A 16,880-nucleotide genomic window follows, 5' to 3' on the forward strand; every position below is an offset into this window, starting at 1 on the left:
GCCATAGGCCTGGGCTGCATGAACCTGAGCCATGCTTACGGCACACCGCCCACGGCAGAGCAGGGCGAACGTGTGTTGCTGGCTGCGCTGGATGCCGGTGTGACGCTGTTCGACACGGCGGCGCTGTATGGTTTTGGCGCCAACGAAACCCTGGTCGGCAAGGTGCTGTCAAAACACCGCAGCCGCTTCACGCTGGCCAGCAAGGGTGGCATGGCGGGTGTTCAGTTTGACGATGGCGTCAAACGTGTCATCGACGGCCGGCCGGAGACCATTCGCAAAAACTGTGAAGACAGCCTGCGGCGCCTGCAGACCGATGTGATCGATTTGTACTACCTTCACCGCTGGGATAAAAAAGTGCCTGTCGAAGACAGCGTGGGTGCCATGGCTGAACTGGTGCGCGAGGGCAAGGTGCGCAGCATCGGCCTGTCCGAGGTGTCGGCCACCACGCTGCGCAAAGCCCATGCGGTACACCCGATTGCTGCGGTGCAGACCGAGTATTCGCTGTGGACGCGCAACCCCGAGATCGCGGTGCTGGATGCCTGCAGCGAGATTGGTGCAGCTTTTGTCGCTTTCAGCCCGGTGGCGCGCGGCTTTCTGTGTGATGCGCTGCATGATGTCGGCACGCTGCAGCCCAAAGACATACGCAGCGCGATGCCACGTTTTACGCCCGACAACTATGCAGCCAACCTCAAGCTGCTGCCGGCCTACAAGGCCCTGGCGCTGGAGGCGGGTTGCACACCGGCGCAACTCGCGCTGGCCTGGCTGCTGCACAAGGCGCCGCACATCGTGCCGATTCCTGGCACCACCAGTGTGGCGCACCTGCAGGAGGACCTGGGCTCGGCGACGGTGCAACTCAGCACCGAGGTTGTCGCTAAGGCGGAAGCGCTGATCAACCAGGACACGGTCACCGGTCATCGCTACAGCACGCAAAGCTGCAGCGAGGTGGATACCGAAGACTTTTAAAGCGCCTGTCGGGGCCGGGCGCTTCAGGTTTAAGTGCTATTGAAACAGGAGCTAGGTGCACACGAACTGGAAAGGCTGGAGGCCTATGTCTTGTAAATCAAGCGGCGCGACCGACCGCGTGGGCGTCGCCGCAACAGCGCAGCACCACGCGGCCGTTGATCTGGCCGCGCCGCATGCGTTCGAAGACCGCGTTGACCTCGGCCAGCGGCTGCGTGTCGATGATGCAGCGCAGCTGGCCGTCGGCGGCCATCTGCAGCACCGCGCGCATGTCTTCGCGTGTGCCCACTGACGAGGCGACAATGCGCGCCTCCAGCCCGACCAGCGCCAGTGCCGGAAAGCTCAGCGGCTCGGCGGGCAGGCCCACCACCGACAACACGCCGTTGGGCCGCAGGCACTTGAGCGCCGTGTCGTAGGCGGCCCGCGCGGCCGAGGTGACCACGGCCACGTGCACGCCGCCGGCCTTGCGCAGCGCCTTGATGTCGTCGGCGCTGCCGGCGTTCAGCACCTGCGCGGCGCCCAGTTCCTTGGCCAGCACCAGCTTTGCCGCATCCAGGTCGAGTGCAATTACCTCTGCGCCCCAGGCCCGCGCGATCTGCACCGCCAGGTGGCCCAGGCCGCCGACGCCGAACACGGCGACCTGCTGGCCGGCCGCGACGCCGGCGCGCTTGAGCGCCCGGTACACCGTCAGCCCGGCGCAAAACAGCGGCGCGGCTTCTTCGGAACTCAGCGTGGCGGGAATCGGCAGTGCATGGCTGGCACGCGCCACCATGTAATCGGCGTAGCCACCGTCCACCATCACGCCGGTGATGACGGCCCGGCGGCAAAGGTTTTCCATGCCCTCCAGACAGGGCGCGCAGATGCCGCAGGTGCTGTGGTTCCAGGCCACGCCCACGCGTTCGCCCAGGGCCAGGTGCGTCACGTTGGCACCGCGCTCGACGACACGGCCGACCACCTCATGGCCCGGAATCAGGTCAGGCTTGGTGATGGCCTGGAGCGCGGGCTGGTCGCCCTCGGCCACGTGCAGGTCCGAGTGGCAGACCCCGCAGGCCTCGACCGCAATCAGCACATCGTCCGGCCCCGGGACCGGGCGCGGCACCTCTTCGATGCTGAGGGTGTGACCGAAGGTGTGAAGGACAGCAGCTTGCATAAGAACTCCTGGTTCGTCACGGCGCCTGCCGCGCTGGTAATGGGATTGTAGGGAGCTGGCCCGGAGGACACGGGCTCCTGCGCCAAAGGCTGTGGCCAGCAACTTGCAGTTGCTATCGTTTGAGTAGCTGGTAGCGCCCGTCCAGAATGGGCTGGAGGCCGACTTGATTGAGATTTTGAGATGATGGCCAGATCGCCTGCCTGGCATCGTTTACCAATAAAAAAGCCCCAGGACCGCTGGACGCAGGCCTGAGGCTTTTTTTATCCAGCCCGGGACAAGCCCGGGCAGCGGATCAGAGCGTGTCGATGAAGCTGCGCAGCTTGTCCGAACGCGAAGGGTGCTTGAGCTTGCGCAGCGCCTTGGCTTCGATCTGGCGGATGCGCTCGCGCGTCACATCAAACTGTTTGCCGACTTCTTCCAGCGTGTGGTCGGTGGACATTTCGATACCAAAACGCATGCGCAGCACCTTGGCTTCGCGCGGTGTCAGGCTGTCGAGGATGTCTTTCACCACATCGCGCAGGCCGGCCTGCATCGCGGCTTCCAGCGGTGCGGTGTTGGCGCTGTCCTCGATGAAGTCACCGAGGTGCGAATCGTCGTCGTCACCGATCGGTGTTTCCATCGAAATCGGCTCTTTGGCGATCTTCATGATCTTGCGGATCTTGTCTTCCGGAATCTCCATCTTCTCGGCCAGGATGCTGGCGTCGGGCTCAAAGCCGAACTCCTGCAAATGCTGGCGCGACAGGCGGTTCATCTTGTTGATGGTTTCGATCATGTGCACCGGGATACGGATGGTGCGGGCCTGGTCGGCGATGGAACGCGTGATCGCCTGGCGAATCCACCAGGTCGCATAGGTCGAGAATTTGTAGCCACGGCGGTACTCAAACTTGTCTACGGCTTTCATCAGGCCGATGTTGCCTTCCTGGATCAAGTCCAGGAACTGTAGACCGCGATTCGTGTACTTCTTGGCGATCGAGATCACCAGGCGCAAGTTGGCCTCGATCATCTCTTTCTTGGCATCGCGCGAGTTGGTCTCGCCTTCGTTCATGCGCTTGTTGATGTCCTTGAGCTGGCCCAGCGGCACCACCACACGGGCCTGCAACTCACCGAGTTTGGTCTGCAGATCCTGAATAGGCGGAATGTTGCGCGCCATGATGACCGACCAGGGCTTGTTGGCCGCGACCTGCTTTTCGACCCACTTCAGGTTCAGCAGATTCGGGGGGAAGTCCTTGATGAACACTTCCTGCGGCATGCCGCATTTTTCGACGATGATGCGACGCAGTTCGCGCTCTTTCTTGCGCACGTCCAGCACCTGGCCACGCAGCAAATCGCACAGTTTTTCAATCGTCTTGGCGGTGAAACGCACCGTCATGAGCTCGTCGCTCAGGGCTTTTTGCGCTTTCGTATAAGCGGGTGTGCCGTAGCCCTCTTTGTCGTAAGTCTTGTGAACCTTCTCGAACAGCGAGGCGATGGTGTCGATACGCGTCAGCGCTTCCTTTTTCAGCTCTTCCAGCTTTTTGGTCAACGCCTTGGAGCCGCCCTTGCCGTCGTCGTCGTCTTCTTCATCGAACTCGTCAAAATCTTCCTCAGCCACGTAATCGTCGGCTTCGTTGGGGTTGGAAAAGCCATCAACCACCGTAGAGATGACAATTTTTCCTTCGCGGATGTCTTCACCGAGGCGCAGGATTTCGGCAATCGTCGCCGGGCTTTCAGAGATGGCTTCCATCATCTTCATCAGGCCACCCTCGATGCGTTTGGCGATCTCGATCTCGCCTTCACGCGTCAGCAGCTCGACCGTGCCCATCTCGCGCATGTACATGCGGACCGGGTCGGTGGTGCGGCCGAACTCGCTGTCCACAGTGGACAGGGCGGCCTCGGCCGCTTCTTCAGCCTCTTCTTCGGTGGCGCCGGCCGGCGCGTTGGCGGTGATCAGCAGGGTTTCTGCGTCGGGTGTCTGTTCATACACCGCCACGCCGAGGTCGTTCAGTGTGACGATCACTGCGTCCAGGGTCTCCGCGTCGATCAACTTGTCGGGCAGGTGATCTGAAATTTCGCCGTGGGTCAGGTAACCGCGCGTTTTGCCGAGTTTGATAAGCGCCTTCAGGCGCGCACGGCGCTTGGCCATGTCTTCTTCGGACAGCACTGTTTCATCCAGGCCGAACTCTTTCATCAAGGCGCGTTCTTTCGCCTTGCTGATTTTCATGCGCAGCGGTTTGACCTTCTCGGTGGTTTCCACCACAGGCTCGCCAACCAGATCGTCCTCGATGTCGGACATGTCCTCGTCGCCTTCACCTTTGCCGACCACCTTGGGCTTGCGGCCACGCTTGGCGCCCCCGGCTTCCACTGCAGCGGCGGGATTTTTGGGCGGGCGGCCGGGCTTTTTCTTCACGGGCAGGTCGGTGCCGGCTGTGGTCGGTGTGACCTTCAGTTCGGCTTCTTTTTTGGCGGCGGGCTTGACGGTGGAGGCAGGAGACTTGGTCGGCACAGGGGGCACTTTCTTGACGGGCTTTTCGGATTTCAGGGGCGCTTTTGCAGCAGGTGCTTTTTTGCCGGTCACTGGTCTGGATATGGCGGGTTTTGCGGGTTTTTCAAGCTTGCTGGCGGTCTTCTTGACAGGCGGTCGGGCTGCAGGCTTGGCTACGGCTTTGGGCTTGGTCACGGTTTTGACGGACTTGCTGGACTTTTGAGCAGGCATGGCGAACTCCCGGGTGAAAACTTTCCTCAACAGACTGGTTTGCCGGCACCCGACGCAGGTCAGGGCACAGCCGCAAAAAATGCCCGGGCCGGGTGGCTGGGCATTCAGGGGCCTTGAAGGGCCCCAGGCAAGGTGTTTGGGCGAACATTTGGTGTGCAGTCCTTGCGGGGATGTAGCCCTTCAACCTGTGAGGTCCCGTTCTTGCGGGGGGCTGTTACCGGAGGTGCTGCTGTCGCGCTTGCCGTGGCGGAAAATCGGATTATACCCGAATGCCTCATTTTTAGGCATTTCCAGACCGCGCGAATCAGCTTTTTTTCAGCAGTGCCGCAAGGGCTTCATAACGCTGGCGGGCGGCCGGATCGGCCATCACGCTGGGCAGCAAATCGACCATTTCCTGCTGGCGTTTGAGCTTGAGCAACTGGTCCAGAATGCTGCGGACCTCGTTCCAGTCGCATTCGATGCCCTCCGGCAGCTGGGCGATCTGGTCGATGGCGTGTTTTTCCTGGGGGTGCTCACGCAGGCCCTCGCGCAGGGCGGCCCAGGGCTGCGGGCCGTGTTCATGCAACTGGCTTTCCAGCCAGACAAACAGCGGGCCGTGCGGTGCAGGCAGTTCACACAGCAGCGCATGTTCTTCGCCGCTGAGCTTGTCCCAGCTCTGCGGGTCGGTCAGCATCAGCCGCAGCACCCGGTCTTCGCGGCTGGCCGGTAACACACGCCCGGCGATACGGCGCACAGGGCGGCTTCGGGAAGAACTGGCGGGTCCGGTCAGCGCAGGCAGCGAGGCGGCGTAGGCGCCTTCGTCATGCAAGTCGGCAAAATTACCCGAAAACTCCTCCAGACCAGGACCGGCACCCGAGGTTTCAGATGATCTGTGCCTGTAGCCCTTATCTGGTGTGCGTGAGCCGCTATTAGTTTTATAGCTGTTTGCATGGGCGGGTTGCCAGATCTGCAGCAACTCGCGGCTGTCGATCTGCACCTGGTCGGCAATCTCGGCCAGCAACTGGCGTTTGAGTGTGCCGTCGGGCAGCAGGCTCCAAAGCGGGCGCGCATTGCTGGCCATGTGGGCCCTGCCCTCGGCGCTGTCGAGCTCGCAGCCTTCGGCGGCGGCTTCCAGCATGAACTTGCTCAGTGGCACCGCCTTGGCCACATAGGCGGCAAAACCTTCCTTGCCGTGCGCGCGGATGAAACTGTCGGGGTCGTGTTCTTCCGGCAGGAATAAAAACTTGACACTGCGCACATCGGTCGCAAAGGGCAGGGCGGCGTCCAGCGCCTTGCGCGCGGCGCGCCGGCCGGCGCTGTCGCCGTCAAAGCTGAAAACCACCGCGTCGGTGAAACGAAACAGCTTTTGCACATGGTCGGCGGTGCAGGCCGTGCCCAAGGTTGCCACCGCGTTGGCAAAACCGAGTTGGGCCAGCGCCACCACATCCATATAACCCTCGGTGACCAGCGCGTAGCCGTGTTCTCGCAGGGCGCTGCGCGCCTCGAACAGGCCATACAGCTCACGCCCCTTGCTGAACACCGGGGTTTCTGGCGAGTTCAGGTATTTGGGTTTTTCGTCGCTCAAAACCCGCCCGCCAAAACCAATACATTCGCCCTTGACGTTGCGAATCGGAAACATCACGCGGTCGCGGAAACGGTCGTAACGCTTGGCTTCGCCCTGGGCGTTTTCTTCGCCGGGCTCGCCGCTGATGACCAGGCCGCTTTCGACCAGCAGCGGGTCGTTGTAGTCGGGGAAGACGCTGGCCAGTGCGCGCCAGCCCTCGGGCGCGTAACCCAGGCCAAAGGTCTTCGCGATCTCGCCAGACAGGCCGCGCCCCTTGAAATACTCAATCGCGCGCGGCGAGCTGCGCAGGTGTTTGATGTAGGCGATGCCGGCTTTTTCAAGCACGCTGGTGAGCGTGGCCTGCTGCTCGCGCATCTGGGCGGCCCTGGCCCGGTCCTGAGGCGAGACGTCGTCCTCCGGCACCTGCAGGCCGACCTGCTGCGCCAGGTCTTTCACCGCTTCAATAAAAGTCATGCCGCCGTATTCGGTCATGAACTTGATCGCGTCGCCGCTGACGCCGCAGCCGAAGCAGTGGTAGAACTGCTTGGTCGGGCTGACGCTGAAAGAGGGCGATTTTTCGCCATGGAAGGGGCACAGGCCCATGAAATTGGCGCCGCCCTTTTTGAGCTGCACATGGCGGCCAACGATATCGACGATATCGGCGCGCGCCAGCAGCTCCTGAATGAATGATGAGGGAATGGCCACGGCTGTATTGTGCCCCGGGAGCCCATCCCCATGCCCCGCCACGCTGTTGCAAGACTGTCAGCCTCAGGCGCCGCTGTGGGGCTAACATGGTCGTACAACCGGCAAAGCCGGCGGCCCAACCCAGGAGACAACCATGCCCAGCATCTTTGACCAGGACCTTGCCCCGAACGCGGCCAATTTTTCCGCGTTGTCGCCACTGTCCTTCATTCAGCGTACTGCCGAGGTGTACCCGCAGCGGCTGGCTGTGGTGCATGGCACTTTGCGGCGCAACTGGGCTGAAGTCTTCACGCGCTGCCGCCTGCTGGCCAGCGCGCTGCAGCGCCACGGCATTGGCAAGGGCGACACCGTGGCGGTGATGCTGCCCAACACACCGCCCATGGTCGAGGCGCATTTTGGTATTCCGGTGACGGGCGCGGTGCTTAACGCGCTGAACACCCGGCTGGACGCCGAAAGTATTGCCTTCATGCTGGACCATGGGGAGGCCAAAGTGGTCATCGTGGACCCGGAGTTTGCCGGCACCCTGAAAAAAGCCCTGGCCCTGCGCAAGTCGTCCGCGCCACTGCTGGTGATTGACGTGGAAGACGCGATGTACGCCGGGGCGGTTGGGCGTATCGGCAGCATGACTTACGAAGAGTTTCTGGCCAGTGGCGACGCCGCTTATGACTGGCACCTGCCGGACAATGAATGGGATGCGATTGCATTGAACTACACCAGTGGCACCACGGGCAACCCCAAGGGTGTGGTGTACCACCACCGCGGTGCGGCGATCAACGCGATCAGCAACATCCTGGAGTGGGACCTGCCCAAACACCCGGTGTATTTGTGGACCTTGCCGATGTTCCACTGCAATGGCTGGTGTTTTCCGTGGACAGTGGCGGCGCGTGCCGGTGTCAACGTCTGCCTGCGCAAGGTGGAGGCCGGCGCCATTCTGGACAGCATCAGGACACATGGCGTCACACATTACTGTGGCGCCCCCATCGTGCACGGCATGCTGGTCAACGCCCCTGATGCGATGAAAGTTGGCTTGCCGCGTGGCGTGAAAGCCATGGTGGCGGGCGCCGCGCCGCCAGCCTCCATGATCGAGGGCATGGAGCGCCTCGGGTTTGATCTGATTCATGTGTACGGCTTGACCGAGACCTATGGCCCGGCCACCGTATGCGCCAAGGACGAGGCCTGGGGCGAGCTTGACATCGGCGAGCGGGCGCGCCTCAATGCCCGCCAGGGGGTGCGTTACCACCTGCAACGTGACGCCAGCGTGATCAACCCGGAAACCATGCAGCCGGTGCCGCAAGACGGCGAGACCATGGGCGAGATCATGTTCAGAGGCAACATCACGATGAAGGGTTACCTGAAGAACCGGGAGACGACAGAAGAGGCGTTTGCCGGTGGCTGGTTCCACACCGGCGACCTGGCCGTGATGTACCCCGACGGCTATATCAAGATCAAGGACCGCAGCAAGGACGTCATCATCTCGGGCGGTGAGAACATCTCGTCGATTGAAGTGGAAGACGTGCTGTATCGCCACCCGGACGTGCTGGCTGCCGCGGTGGTGGCCAAGCCCGATGCGAAGTGGGGCGAGACGCCTTGCGCCTTTGTTGAGCTGAAAGCCGGGGCCACCGTGACCGCCGCAGACATCGTGGCGCATTGCAAAAAACACCTGGCAGGCTTCAAGGTGCCGCGCGCCGTGGTGTTTGGTGAGTTGCCCAAAACCTCCACCGGAAAAATCCAGAAGTTTGAGCTGCGCAAGCAGGCGGGTTCTGCGGTGGCGATTGATGTGTGAGGCGGCGCTATTTCTCTCGAGGGAGAGGGCGGCACCGTGAACCCGGGACCGCAGGCTGCCTACGTCATCCGCCATCCGGGCGCGTTTGTGCTGCGGGTGATCAAGGGTTTTCGCGCCAACCAGGGGCTGCTGCTGGCGGGCGCTGTGGCCTATTACGCCTTGCTGTCGATTGTTCCGCTGCTGATCCTGATGGCAATTGCGCTGTCGCATGTGGTGGACCAGTCGGCGCTGCTGGAAGCGCTGGGCCGCTACATTGGCTGGCTGGCGCCCGGGCAGTCTGACTTTATCGTGGGAGAACTGGAAAACTTTCTGGCACACCGTGATTTGATGGGCTGGGTGCTGCTGGCCACCATGCTGTTTTTCAGCTCGCTGGCTTTTACCGTGCTGGAAAACGCCATGTCGGTGATTTTTCTGCACCGCGTGGCCATTCGGCGGCGCCATTTTCTGGTTTCTGCGTTGCTGCCTTACGCCTACATCCTGAGCCTGGGGGCGGGGCTGGTTCTGGTCACGCTGGTTTCAGGCAGTTTCGCGGCGCTGGGGGAAAAGAGTATTGAATTCCTGGGCTACAGCTGGTCGCTCGACGGATTTTCGGGCGTGCTGCTCTACCTGCTGGGACTGGGCGGAGAGATTTTTGTACTGACCTCGGTCTACATGGTGATGCCGGTCGGCAAGCTGTCGGTGCGCCATGCGCTGATAGGCGGTATCACAGCGGCCTTGCTCTGGGAAGTGACGCGGCACCTGCTGGTCTGGTACTTCGGCACCTTGTCGCAGGTGGGGCTGGTGTACGGCTCGCTCACCACCGCCATTGTGGTGCTGCTCAGCCTGGAAATCGCCGCCACCTTGCTGCTGTTGGGCGCGCAGGTGATTTCGGAGTATGAGCGTATAGGTACCGCCAAACAGGACGCGCCAGCGGAGCCGATGCGGACGGCGTAAGGTGGATCAAATCCCGCACCGAGTCGCATCGGGTTTGATCGGGATCCTTTTCCAGCCTCCGCTGCACAATCATCCGCTCACGCGCAAGCTGCCCCTAAAATTCATGCATGACACAAGAAGGCACCCCGGTTCGACGCGCCCGCCGGGGCAGCGGCGCAGTCACTCTGCATGATGTGGCCCGGCTCGCGGGCGTGGCGCCCATCACGGCCTCGCGGGCACTGAACACGCCGGGCCAGGTTTCTGCCGAGGTGCTGAAAAAGGTGTTGGAGGCGGTGGCCAGCACGGGTTACGTGCCCAACCGTGTGGCTGGTGGCCTGGCTTCGGCGCGCAGCCGTCTGGTGGCGGCACTGGTACCCACGCTTTCCGGCCCGGTGTTTCAGGAAACCATCAAGGCGCTCGATGAGGCGCTGGTTGAGCGCGGGTACCAGTTGATGCTGGGGCAGAGCGGCTACGCCGACTCGCGGGAAGACGCCTTGCTGGAGGCCATCATCAGCCGCCGCCCCGACGGCATCGTGCTGACCGGCATCATGCACTCGCCAGAAGGTCGCAAGCGTCTGCTGGCCGCCGGTATCCCTGTGGTCGAAACCTGGGACTTCACGCCCACCCCGCTGGACATGCTGGTGGGGTTTTCGCATGTGGACGTGGGGCGTGCGGTGGTGGATTTCCTGTACGCAAAGGGGCGTCGGCGCCTGGCGGTCGTCGCCGGTGACGATGAGCGCTCGCGGCGACGTCAGCAGGCATTCCAGGCGGCGGCCAAAGCCGCTGGTTTGTCTGACGTGCCGGTGGTGATCGTGCCTGCTCCGACCACCCTGAAAAGCGGCCGTAGCGCAATGGCCGAGTTGTTGCGGGTTTTACCCGGCATTGACGCTGTTTTTTGCAGTTCTGACCTGCTCGCGCTCGGCGTCATGACAGAGGCGCAGGTGCAGGGTGTGGCGGTGCCCGGCCAGCTCGCGGTCGTGGGCTTTGGCGACCTCGAGTTTGCCGCTGACCTGCACCCTGCGCTCACCACGGTACGTATCGACAGCTCGGCGATTGGCCGGATCGCCGCACAGTTCATTGTGGAGCGTGCGGAAGGCGGGGCGGTTGAGTCCCGCGCCGTTGATATCGGCTTTTCAATCGTGGACCGCGACAGCGCCTGAGGCGCCAGGTACAGGCTTCAAGCCCCGGCGCGATCCCCTGCTTCGCACTGCTGCGTTGGCAAGTGTCGGCTGACGGGTAGCCGAACTACGTAGATTCCCTGATCAATATTCTCTTGACTTCAGAAAAGGTAGCGCTACCATCTGGACGGAATGATAGCGCTACCAAGTGACGCATTCCACCCCAATGTGCTGCCAGGATCAGCTGAAGTTGAACCATCCGCGCAGCTGATCTCGAAACCCGGTCCCACCCAGCAAGTTGCTTATTCAAGGAGACATCGCATGATTAGATTGTTTGGCACACTCAATACCTTCACCAGCGTCGCTGCCATTGCCATCGGTCTGGCCTTCAGCGCCAACGTACAGGGGCAGGCCTGGCCCGCCAAACCCGTTTCCATGGTGGTGCCGTTTCCGGCTGGTGGCTCCACAGACACCGTGGCGCGAGCGATCAGCCCCCGTCTCACCGAAAAACTGGGTCAGTCCTTCATAGTGGACAACAAGGCCGGCGCAACTGGCACGATTGGTGCGACCTTTGTCAAGCGCGCCACTTCTGACGGTTACACATTTCTGGTGACCTCGCTCGGCCCTCTGGTGATTGCACCGCACCTGATCAGGAACATGCAGTACGACGCGCTGAAGGACTTCGATCCGATCACGGTGGCCGTGCAGGCTCCCAACGTTTTGGTGGTGCCGGCAGGCTCCTCCTATAAAACTCTTGGTGCCCTGGTCGCTTACCAAAAACTCAATCCTGGCAGGATGTCCTTCGCATCGTCTGGCAACGGATCGAGTGACCACCTCACGGCTGAGCTGTTCTGGCAACAGACCGGCACCAACGGCACGCACGTCCCCTACAGGGGCGGTGCACCTGCCGTCGCCGATTTGCTGGGCGGCCAGGTTGATGCATCGTTCCAGAACATCAACGCCGTGATCCAGCACATCAAGTCCGGCAAGCTGCGTGCGCTGGCCATCACCTCGGCCAAACGGTCCGCCTTGCTGCCCGAAGTGCCGACCCTGGCTGAAGCGGGTGTCAAAAACGTCGAGGTGTACTCGTGGCAAGCCGTGGTGGCCCCGAAGGGCCTGCCCGATGACGTGCGCAGCAAGGCCCATGCCGCCATCGTCGCTGCCCTGAATGACCCACGGATCAAGGAGCAGTTTGTATCGGTCGGCTTTGAAGTGGTGGCCAACACGCCGGCGCAATTCGCCGCCTTTCAGCGACTGGAGTTTGCGCGCTGGAAGAAAGTCATTGAAACCGGAAAAATCACCATCGATTGAGTCACCTCTGCATGTTGAACACCTCTACGCCGCTGATCACCGACTTGCGCGTGATCCCTGTCGCCGGCCGCGACAGCATGCTGCTCAATCTGAGCGGTGCGCACGGCCCGTTTTTCACGCGAAATTTATTGATGCTGACCGATAGCGCCGGGCGCACCGGCGTGGGAGAGGTGCCGGGCGGCGAAAAGATCCGCCAGACCCTGGTAGACGCCAGAGCGCTGGTGGTGGGCCAGCCGGTCGGCAACTACCTGCGCGTGCTGCAAACCATGCAACAGCAGTTTGCAGAGCGGGACAGCGGCGGCCGCGGGTTGCAGACTTTTGATTTGCGCACCAGCATCCACGCCGTGACGGCCGTAGAGTCGGCATTGCTTGACCTGTTGGGCCAGCACCTGTGTGTGCCGGTCGCTGCGCTGCTGGGCGAAGGCCAGCAACGCGACGCGGTTGAAATGCTCGGCTACCTGTTTTTTGTCGGCGACCGGACCCAGACCAAGCTGGCCTACAACAGCGAGCCAAATGCCGACAATGCCTGGGCACGAGTGCGCCATGAAGTGGCCCTGAGTCCAGAGGCCATCGTGCGCCAGGCTGAAGCCGCGCATGCACGTTATGGCTTCAACGACTTCAAGCTCAAGGGCGGCGTATTGCGCGGCGAGGAAGAAATCGAGGCCGTCACTGCCGTGCACGAGCGTTTTCCGCAGGCCAGGGTCACGCTGGATCCGAACGGCGGCTGGCTGCTCAAGGACGCGATTCGCCTGATGCGCGACACCAAAAACATCGTCGCCTACGCCGAAGACCCGTGCGGCGCCGAGGACGGCTTCTCGGGCCGCGAGGTCATGGCCGAATTCCGCCGCGCGACGGGCCTGCCGACCGCGACCAACATGATCGCCACCGACTGGCGCCAGCTGAGCCACGCGCTCTCGCTGCAGTCGGTGGACATTCCACTGGCCGACCCGCACTTCTGGACCATGGCCGGCTCGGTCCGTGTCGCGCAGACCTGCCGTGACTGGGGCTTGACCTGGGGTTCGCATTCGAACAACCATTTCGACGTATCGCTGGCCATGTTCACCCACGTCGGCGCTGCCGCCCCTGGCAAGGTGACTGCGATTGACACGCACTGGATCTGGCAGGACGGCCAGCGCCTGACCAAAGAGCCACTGCAGATCGTGGGTGGGCAGGTAGCTGTGCCGAAGAAGCCCGGCCTGGGCGTCGAGCTGGACATGGGCGAGGTCGAAAAAGCCCACCAACTCTACAAGCTGCACGGCCTGGGCGCGCGCGATGACGCAGCGGCCATGCAAAGCCTGATACCAGGCTGGAAGTTTGACCCTAAACGTCCGGCATTTGACCGCTAGGTTGTTGCACCGCGTTCAAGACGGTTTGTACGCAAAGTTGACGCAAAGCTGGTGCCCGATTGGCGCAAGCGATAACCGGGTTTTTTCCTGGGGCGAACCTCCGGGAGCCGAACGGCCGGATGCCGGGTTTCAACAGACGATAAACAACGGAGACAAGCCATGCAAGATGACACCATCAGCCACCGCCGCAGCTTCCTTAGATCAGCAGCAGGCACCGGCCTGGCGGTGCTGAGCGGCGCGGTCGGCGCACAGTCGTTCGACTTCAAACCCAACCAGCGTTACCCCGATCCGTCGGTTCTGATTCTGGACCCCAGCTTTGCCAAATACCGCATTTACAGCAGCACCGTCGAGCAGGTGGGCACCGGCATGCGCTGGGCCGAGGGTCCGGTGTATTTCCCCAGTGAGACAGCGGGCAAGCCCGGCTATTTGCTGTGCAGTGACATTCCGAACAACCGCCTGATGAAGTTTGACGAAGCGACGAATAAATTTACCGTTCATAAAGAAAACGTCAACTACGCCAACGGCAACACGCGTGACCGCCAGGGGCGCCTGATCAGTTGCGAACACTCGGTCACGCGCCGTGTGGTGCGTTTCGAAAAAGACGGCAAGCTGACAGTACTGGCCGACAGCTTTGAGGGCAAGAAGCTCAACGCGCCGAATGACGTGGTGGTGAAGTCTGACGACAGCATCTGGTTCACCGACCCGCTGTTTGGCATCAATGGCGAATGGGAAGGCTCCCGCGCCAAACCAGAGCAAGCCACCACCAATGTTTACCGCATTGGCAAGGACGGCAAACTCAGCGCCGTGATCACCGACCTGGTCAACCCCAACGGCCTGGCGTTCTCGCCCGACGAAAAAAAGCTCTACGTGGTCGAGTGGAAGGGCACACCCAACCGCAGTGTCTGGAGCTACGACGTCGCGCCAGACGGCAGTTGCGCCAATAAAACCAAGCTGATCGACGCGGATGGCCCTGGGTCGCTGGACGGCTTTCGGGTGGACCGTGACGGCAACCTGTGGTGCGGCTGGGGTTACAACGGTTCGTTCCAGGCCACAGCCACCGACGTGGGTGGCGGCATGAAAGCGCATCTGCAAAATGGCAAGACCGAAGATTTTGACGGCGTCAAGGTCTTCAATACCGCCGGCAAACCGATTGGTTTTATCCGCCTGCCAGAGCGCTGTGCCAACCTGGAGTTTGGTGGCCCCAAGCGCAATCGCCTGTACATGGCAAGCAGCCACTCGCTGTACGCGCTGTACGTGGAGGCGCACGGGGCGGTCTGAAGGCGGTACCGGTGAGGCCGTGAGCCTGGCAGCGTGTGCATCCTGGCCCAGGATGGATCGCGGGTCAGACCCGCCAGCACATCGCCACCTCCGGTCTCAGGCGCTATAAAAAAAGTAGCTGCTTGCGCCCGCCAGAAAAGGGCGGGGAGCACTTTTCCTTCTCAATCCCCCATCACCACACCTTCGCGGCGCGGATCGGCGCCGCCCAGCCACAGCGGTGTGCCGTGTGCCTGGCCGCGTGTGATGGCCTGCAGGCCGCTGGTCATGGGCATTTCGCGCACTTCGGCGCCGCGGGCTTTCAGGGCCTCCACCGTGGCGGGCGAAAAACGTTTTTCTTCCAGCAGGCTGGGCCCGTTCATTGAGGCGAAGTTGGGAAGGTTGATGGCCTGCTGCGGCATCAGGCCCCAGTTCAGCACGCCGTACAGCGTTTTGGCGGTGTAGTGGATGATCAGCGCCCCGCCAGGGCTGCCGCCGCTCATCACCAGCTGGCCTGTGGCCTTGTCAAACACCAGCGTGGGCGCCATGGACGAGCGCGGGCGTTTGCCCGGCTGCACGCGATTTGCCACCGGCTTGCCTTCGGCGTCGGCTGGGGCGTAGCTGAAGTCGGTCAACTCGTTGTTCAGCAAGAAGCCCCGGACCATCTGACGCGAGCCAAAGGCGTCTTCAATCGTGGTGGTCATGGCCACTGCGTTGCCGTAGGCGTCGACGATGCTGATGTGCGAGGTGCCGTATTCGGGCTGCGCGGGCATGGGTGCATAAGCCATTCGTGTTCCGCCGGGGCTGCCGGGTTTGGCCACCTTCATGCTTTGCCCACCGGGCTGGGTGGCAATCAGTTTGGCGCGTTCGGCCAGGTAGGCGGGGGCCAGCAGGCTCATCCAGCTGCCGCCCGGAGGCTGCACAAAGTCCGGGTCGCCCAGGTACTGGGCGCGGTCGGCAAAGGCCAGGCGCGAGGCCTCGGTGTACAGGTGCAGCCAGTCGGCCGAAGGCGCGGCGCCCACCGTGCCGGGTGTGCCACCCATGCCGGTTTCCAGGGGCAGTGTGGCCGCGTTGGTGTTGTTCAGAATGCCCAGAATCTGCCCGACGGCAATCGCGCCCGAGCTGGGCGGCGGCATGCCGCAGATGCGGTAGTCGCGGGACTGGGCGCGGTAGTCGTGGCAAATCGGATCGCGCTTTTTGGCCTGGTAGCCGGCCATGTCGGCCAGGCTCAGTTTGCCGGGGTTGGTCGGGTGTTGCTGCACCTTGCTGACGATGGCCTGGGCAATGTCACCTTCGAGCAGCGCTTTGGAGCCGCCCCCCGCGATCTTTCTCAAGACATCGGCCAGCGGCTGGTTGCGCAGCAGCGTGCCAACAGCCAGGGGTTCGCCATTGACCGGGTAAAAATAGGCGGCGGCGACCGGGTCTTTTTTCAGGTGTTGCTCGGTTTTGAGCAGGGTGGCAAGGCGCGCGCTGACCTTGAAGCCGTTTTCGGCCAGCGTGATGGCCGGCACAAACAGTTGCGCCCAGGGCAGCTTGCCGTGTTGCCTGTGCGCCATTTCCAGCATGCGCACGGTGCCCGGCACACCGACAGAGCGGCCACCGACCACACCGTCGATGAACGCCATGGGTTTGCCATCGACGCCGAGAAAGAGTTTTTCGTCGGCTGCAGCGGGCGCGGTTTCGCGGCCATCAAAGGCTTCAACCGCGCTGCCGCTGGCGTGCAGCAAAAAGGCGCCACCGCCAATGCCGCTGGACTGGGGCTCTACGAGCGTGAGCACCATCTGCACGGCAATCGCCGCGTCAATCGCCGAGCCGCCGGCTTTGAGCACCTGGTAACCGGCGTCGGTGGCCAGCGGGTTGGCTGCAGCGACGGCAAATTTGGTGCTGGCCCAGCCCGGTTTTTCGGTGTAGCCGGAAGCGCTCTCGGGCTGCTGCGGCACGTTGTAGGCAAACGGCGGCGCCGAGACACAGCCCGCCAGCAGCAGGCTGCTGACCAGTGCGACGGCCAGAAAGGGCGATACAGGGCGCAGACGCGCGGAGGTGGTGTTGTTCATGGCTTCTCCTGAATGGGGAAGCGGCCATGGTAAACCCAAGCCGCAGCCGGCGCAG

Annotated in this window: 11 protein-coding genes; 7 read left to right on the forward strand and 4 right to left on the reverse strand. The window is 62.5% G+C overall.

Annotated elements, in window-relative coordinates:
* Nucleotides 1-963 (forward strand): aldo/keto reductase (locus Q8L50_RS07860; protein ID WP_305348111.1); only part of this gene is annotated, 963 nt, incomplete at its 5' end.
* Nucleotides 964-1,060: 97 nt separating this feature from the next.
* Here the strand turns inward: Q8L50_RS07860 and Q8L50_RS07865 are convergent.
* From Q8L50_RS07865 to dnaG, 3 genes are all read right to left on the reverse strand, one after another.
* Nucleotides 1,061-2,110 carry an alcohol dehydrogenase catalytic domain-containing protein gene (locus tag Q8L50_RS07865; RefSeq protein ID WP_305348112.1) on the reverse strand — a complete coding sequence of 350 codons (1,050 nt, stop codon included), beginning with the start codon at nucleotides 2,108-2,110 and terminating at the stop codon, nucleotides 1,061-1,063.
* Nucleotides 2,111-2,402: 292 nt separating this feature from the next.
* Complete coding sequence (gene rpoD, locus Q8L50_RS07870; RefSeq protein WP_305348113.1) at nucleotides 2,403-4,802, reverse strand: RNA polymerase sigma factor RpoD; 2,400 nt, start codon at nucleotides 4,800-4,802, stop codon at nucleotides 2,403-2,405.
* Nucleotides 4,803-5,106: 304 nt separating this feature from the next.
* Entirely contained in the window at nucleotides 5,107-7,050 is a 1,944-nt protein-coding gene (dnaG, locus tag Q8L50_RS07875; protein ID WP_305348114.1) for a DNA primase, read from the reverse strand.
* 133 nt (nucleotides 7,051-7,183) lie between these two features.
* On the opposite strand from dnaG, the gene Q8L50_RS07880 reads away from it, so the two are divergent.
* The 6 genes from Q8L50_RS07880 to Q8L50_RS07905 all read left to right on the forward strand — a co-directional run bounded on the left by Q8L50_RS07880 (nucleotide 7,184) and on the right by Q8L50_RS07905 (nucleotide 14,795).
* On the forward strand, nucleotides 7,184-8,830 hold the full coding sequence (locus Q8L50_RS07880) for an acyl-CoA synthetase (protein WP_305348115.1): 1,647 nt from the start codon (nucleotides 7,184-7,186) through the stop codon (nucleotides 8,828-8,830).
* Nucleotides 8,831-8,866: 36 nt separating this feature from the next.
* Nucleotides 8,867-9,763: a YihY/virulence factor BrkB family protein gene (locus Q8L50_RS07885; protein WP_305348116.1), complete on the forward strand. Its 897-nt coding sequence runs from the start codon at nucleotides 8,867-8,869 to the stop codon at nucleotides 9,761-9,763.
* A gap of 107 nt (nucleotides 9,764-9,870) precedes the next feature.
* On the forward strand, nucleotides 9,871-10,902 hold the full coding sequence (locus Q8L50_RS07890) for a LacI family DNA-binding transcriptional regulator (RefSeq protein ID WP_305348117.1): 1,032 nt from the start codon (nucleotides 9,871-9,873) through the stop codon (nucleotides 10,900-10,902).
* A 279-nt stretch (nucleotides 10,903-11,181) separates the two neighbouring features.
* Entirely contained in the window at nucleotides 11,182-12,171 is a 990-nt protein-coding gene (locus Q8L50_RS07895; RefSeq protein ID WP_305348118.1) for a tripartite tricarboxylate transporter substrate binding protein, read from the forward strand.
* An 11-nt stretch (nucleotides 12,172-12,182) separates the two neighbouring features.
* Nucleotides 12,183-13,517 (forward strand): glucarate dehydratase, encoded by a 1,335-nt coding sequence (gene gudD / locus Q8L50_RS07900; protein ID WP_305348119.1) that lies wholly within the window; start codon nucleotides 12,183-12,185, stop codon nucleotides 13,515-13,517.
* A 159-nt stretch (nucleotides 13,518-13,676) separates the two neighbouring features.
* Nucleotides 13,677-14,795, forward strand: coding sequence for an SMP-30/gluconolactonase/LRE family protein (locus tag Q8L50_RS07905; RefSeq protein ID WP_305348120.1), 1,119 nt, complete (start codon nucleotides 13,677-13,679; stop codon nucleotides 14,793-14,795).
* A 161-nt stretch (nucleotides 14,796-14,956) separates the two neighbouring features.
* Here Q8L50_RS07905 and Q8L50_RS07910 read toward each other — a convergent pair whose 3' ends face one another.
* Nucleotides 14,957-16,825: a gamma-glutamyltransferase family protein gene (locus tag Q8L50_RS07910; protein ID WP_305348121.1), complete on the reverse strand. Its 1,869-nt coding sequence runs from the start codon at nucleotides 16,823-16,825 to the stop codon at nucleotides 14,957-14,959.
* Between the last annotated feature and the right edge of the window lie 55 nt (nucleotides 16,826-16,880).

Source organism: Polaromonas sp. (assembly GCF_030680935.1).
Lineage (GTDB): Bacteria > Pseudomonadota > Gammaproteobacteria > Burkholderiales > Burkholderiaceae_C > Polaromonas.

Coding starts and splice junctions, on each gene's coding strand:
- Q8L50_RS07865 (WP_305348112.1), bottom strand. CDS start 2,110: ATGCAAGCTGCTGTCCTTCACACCTTCGGTCACACCCTCAGCATCGAA.
- rpoD (WP_305348113.1), bottom strand. CDS start 4,802: ATGCCTGCTCAAAAGTCCAGCAAGTCCGTCAAAACCGTGACCAAGCCC.
- Q8L50_RS07880 (WP_305348115.1), top strand. CDS start 7,184: ATGCCCAGCATCTTTGACCAGGACCTTGCCCCGAACGCGGCCAATTTT.
- Q8L50_RS07890 (WP_305348117.1), top strand. CDS start 9,871: ATGACACAAGAAGGCACCCCGGTTCGACGCGCCCGCCGGGGCAGCGGC.
- Q8L50_RS07895 (WP_305348118.1), top strand. CDS start 11,182: ATGATTAGATTGTTTGGCACACTCAATACCTTCACCAGCGTCGCTGCC.
- gudD (WP_305348119.1), top strand. CDS start 12,183: ATGTTGAACACCTCTACGCCGCTGATCACCGACTTGCGCGTGATCCCT.
- Q8L50_RS07905 (WP_305348120.1), top strand. CDS start 13,677: ATGCAAGATGACACCATCAGCCACCGCCGCAGCTTCCTTAGATCAGCA.
- Q8L50_RS07910 (WP_305348121.1), bottom strand. CDS start 16,825: ATGAACAACACCACCTCCGCGCGTCTGCGCCCTGTATCGCCCTTTCTG.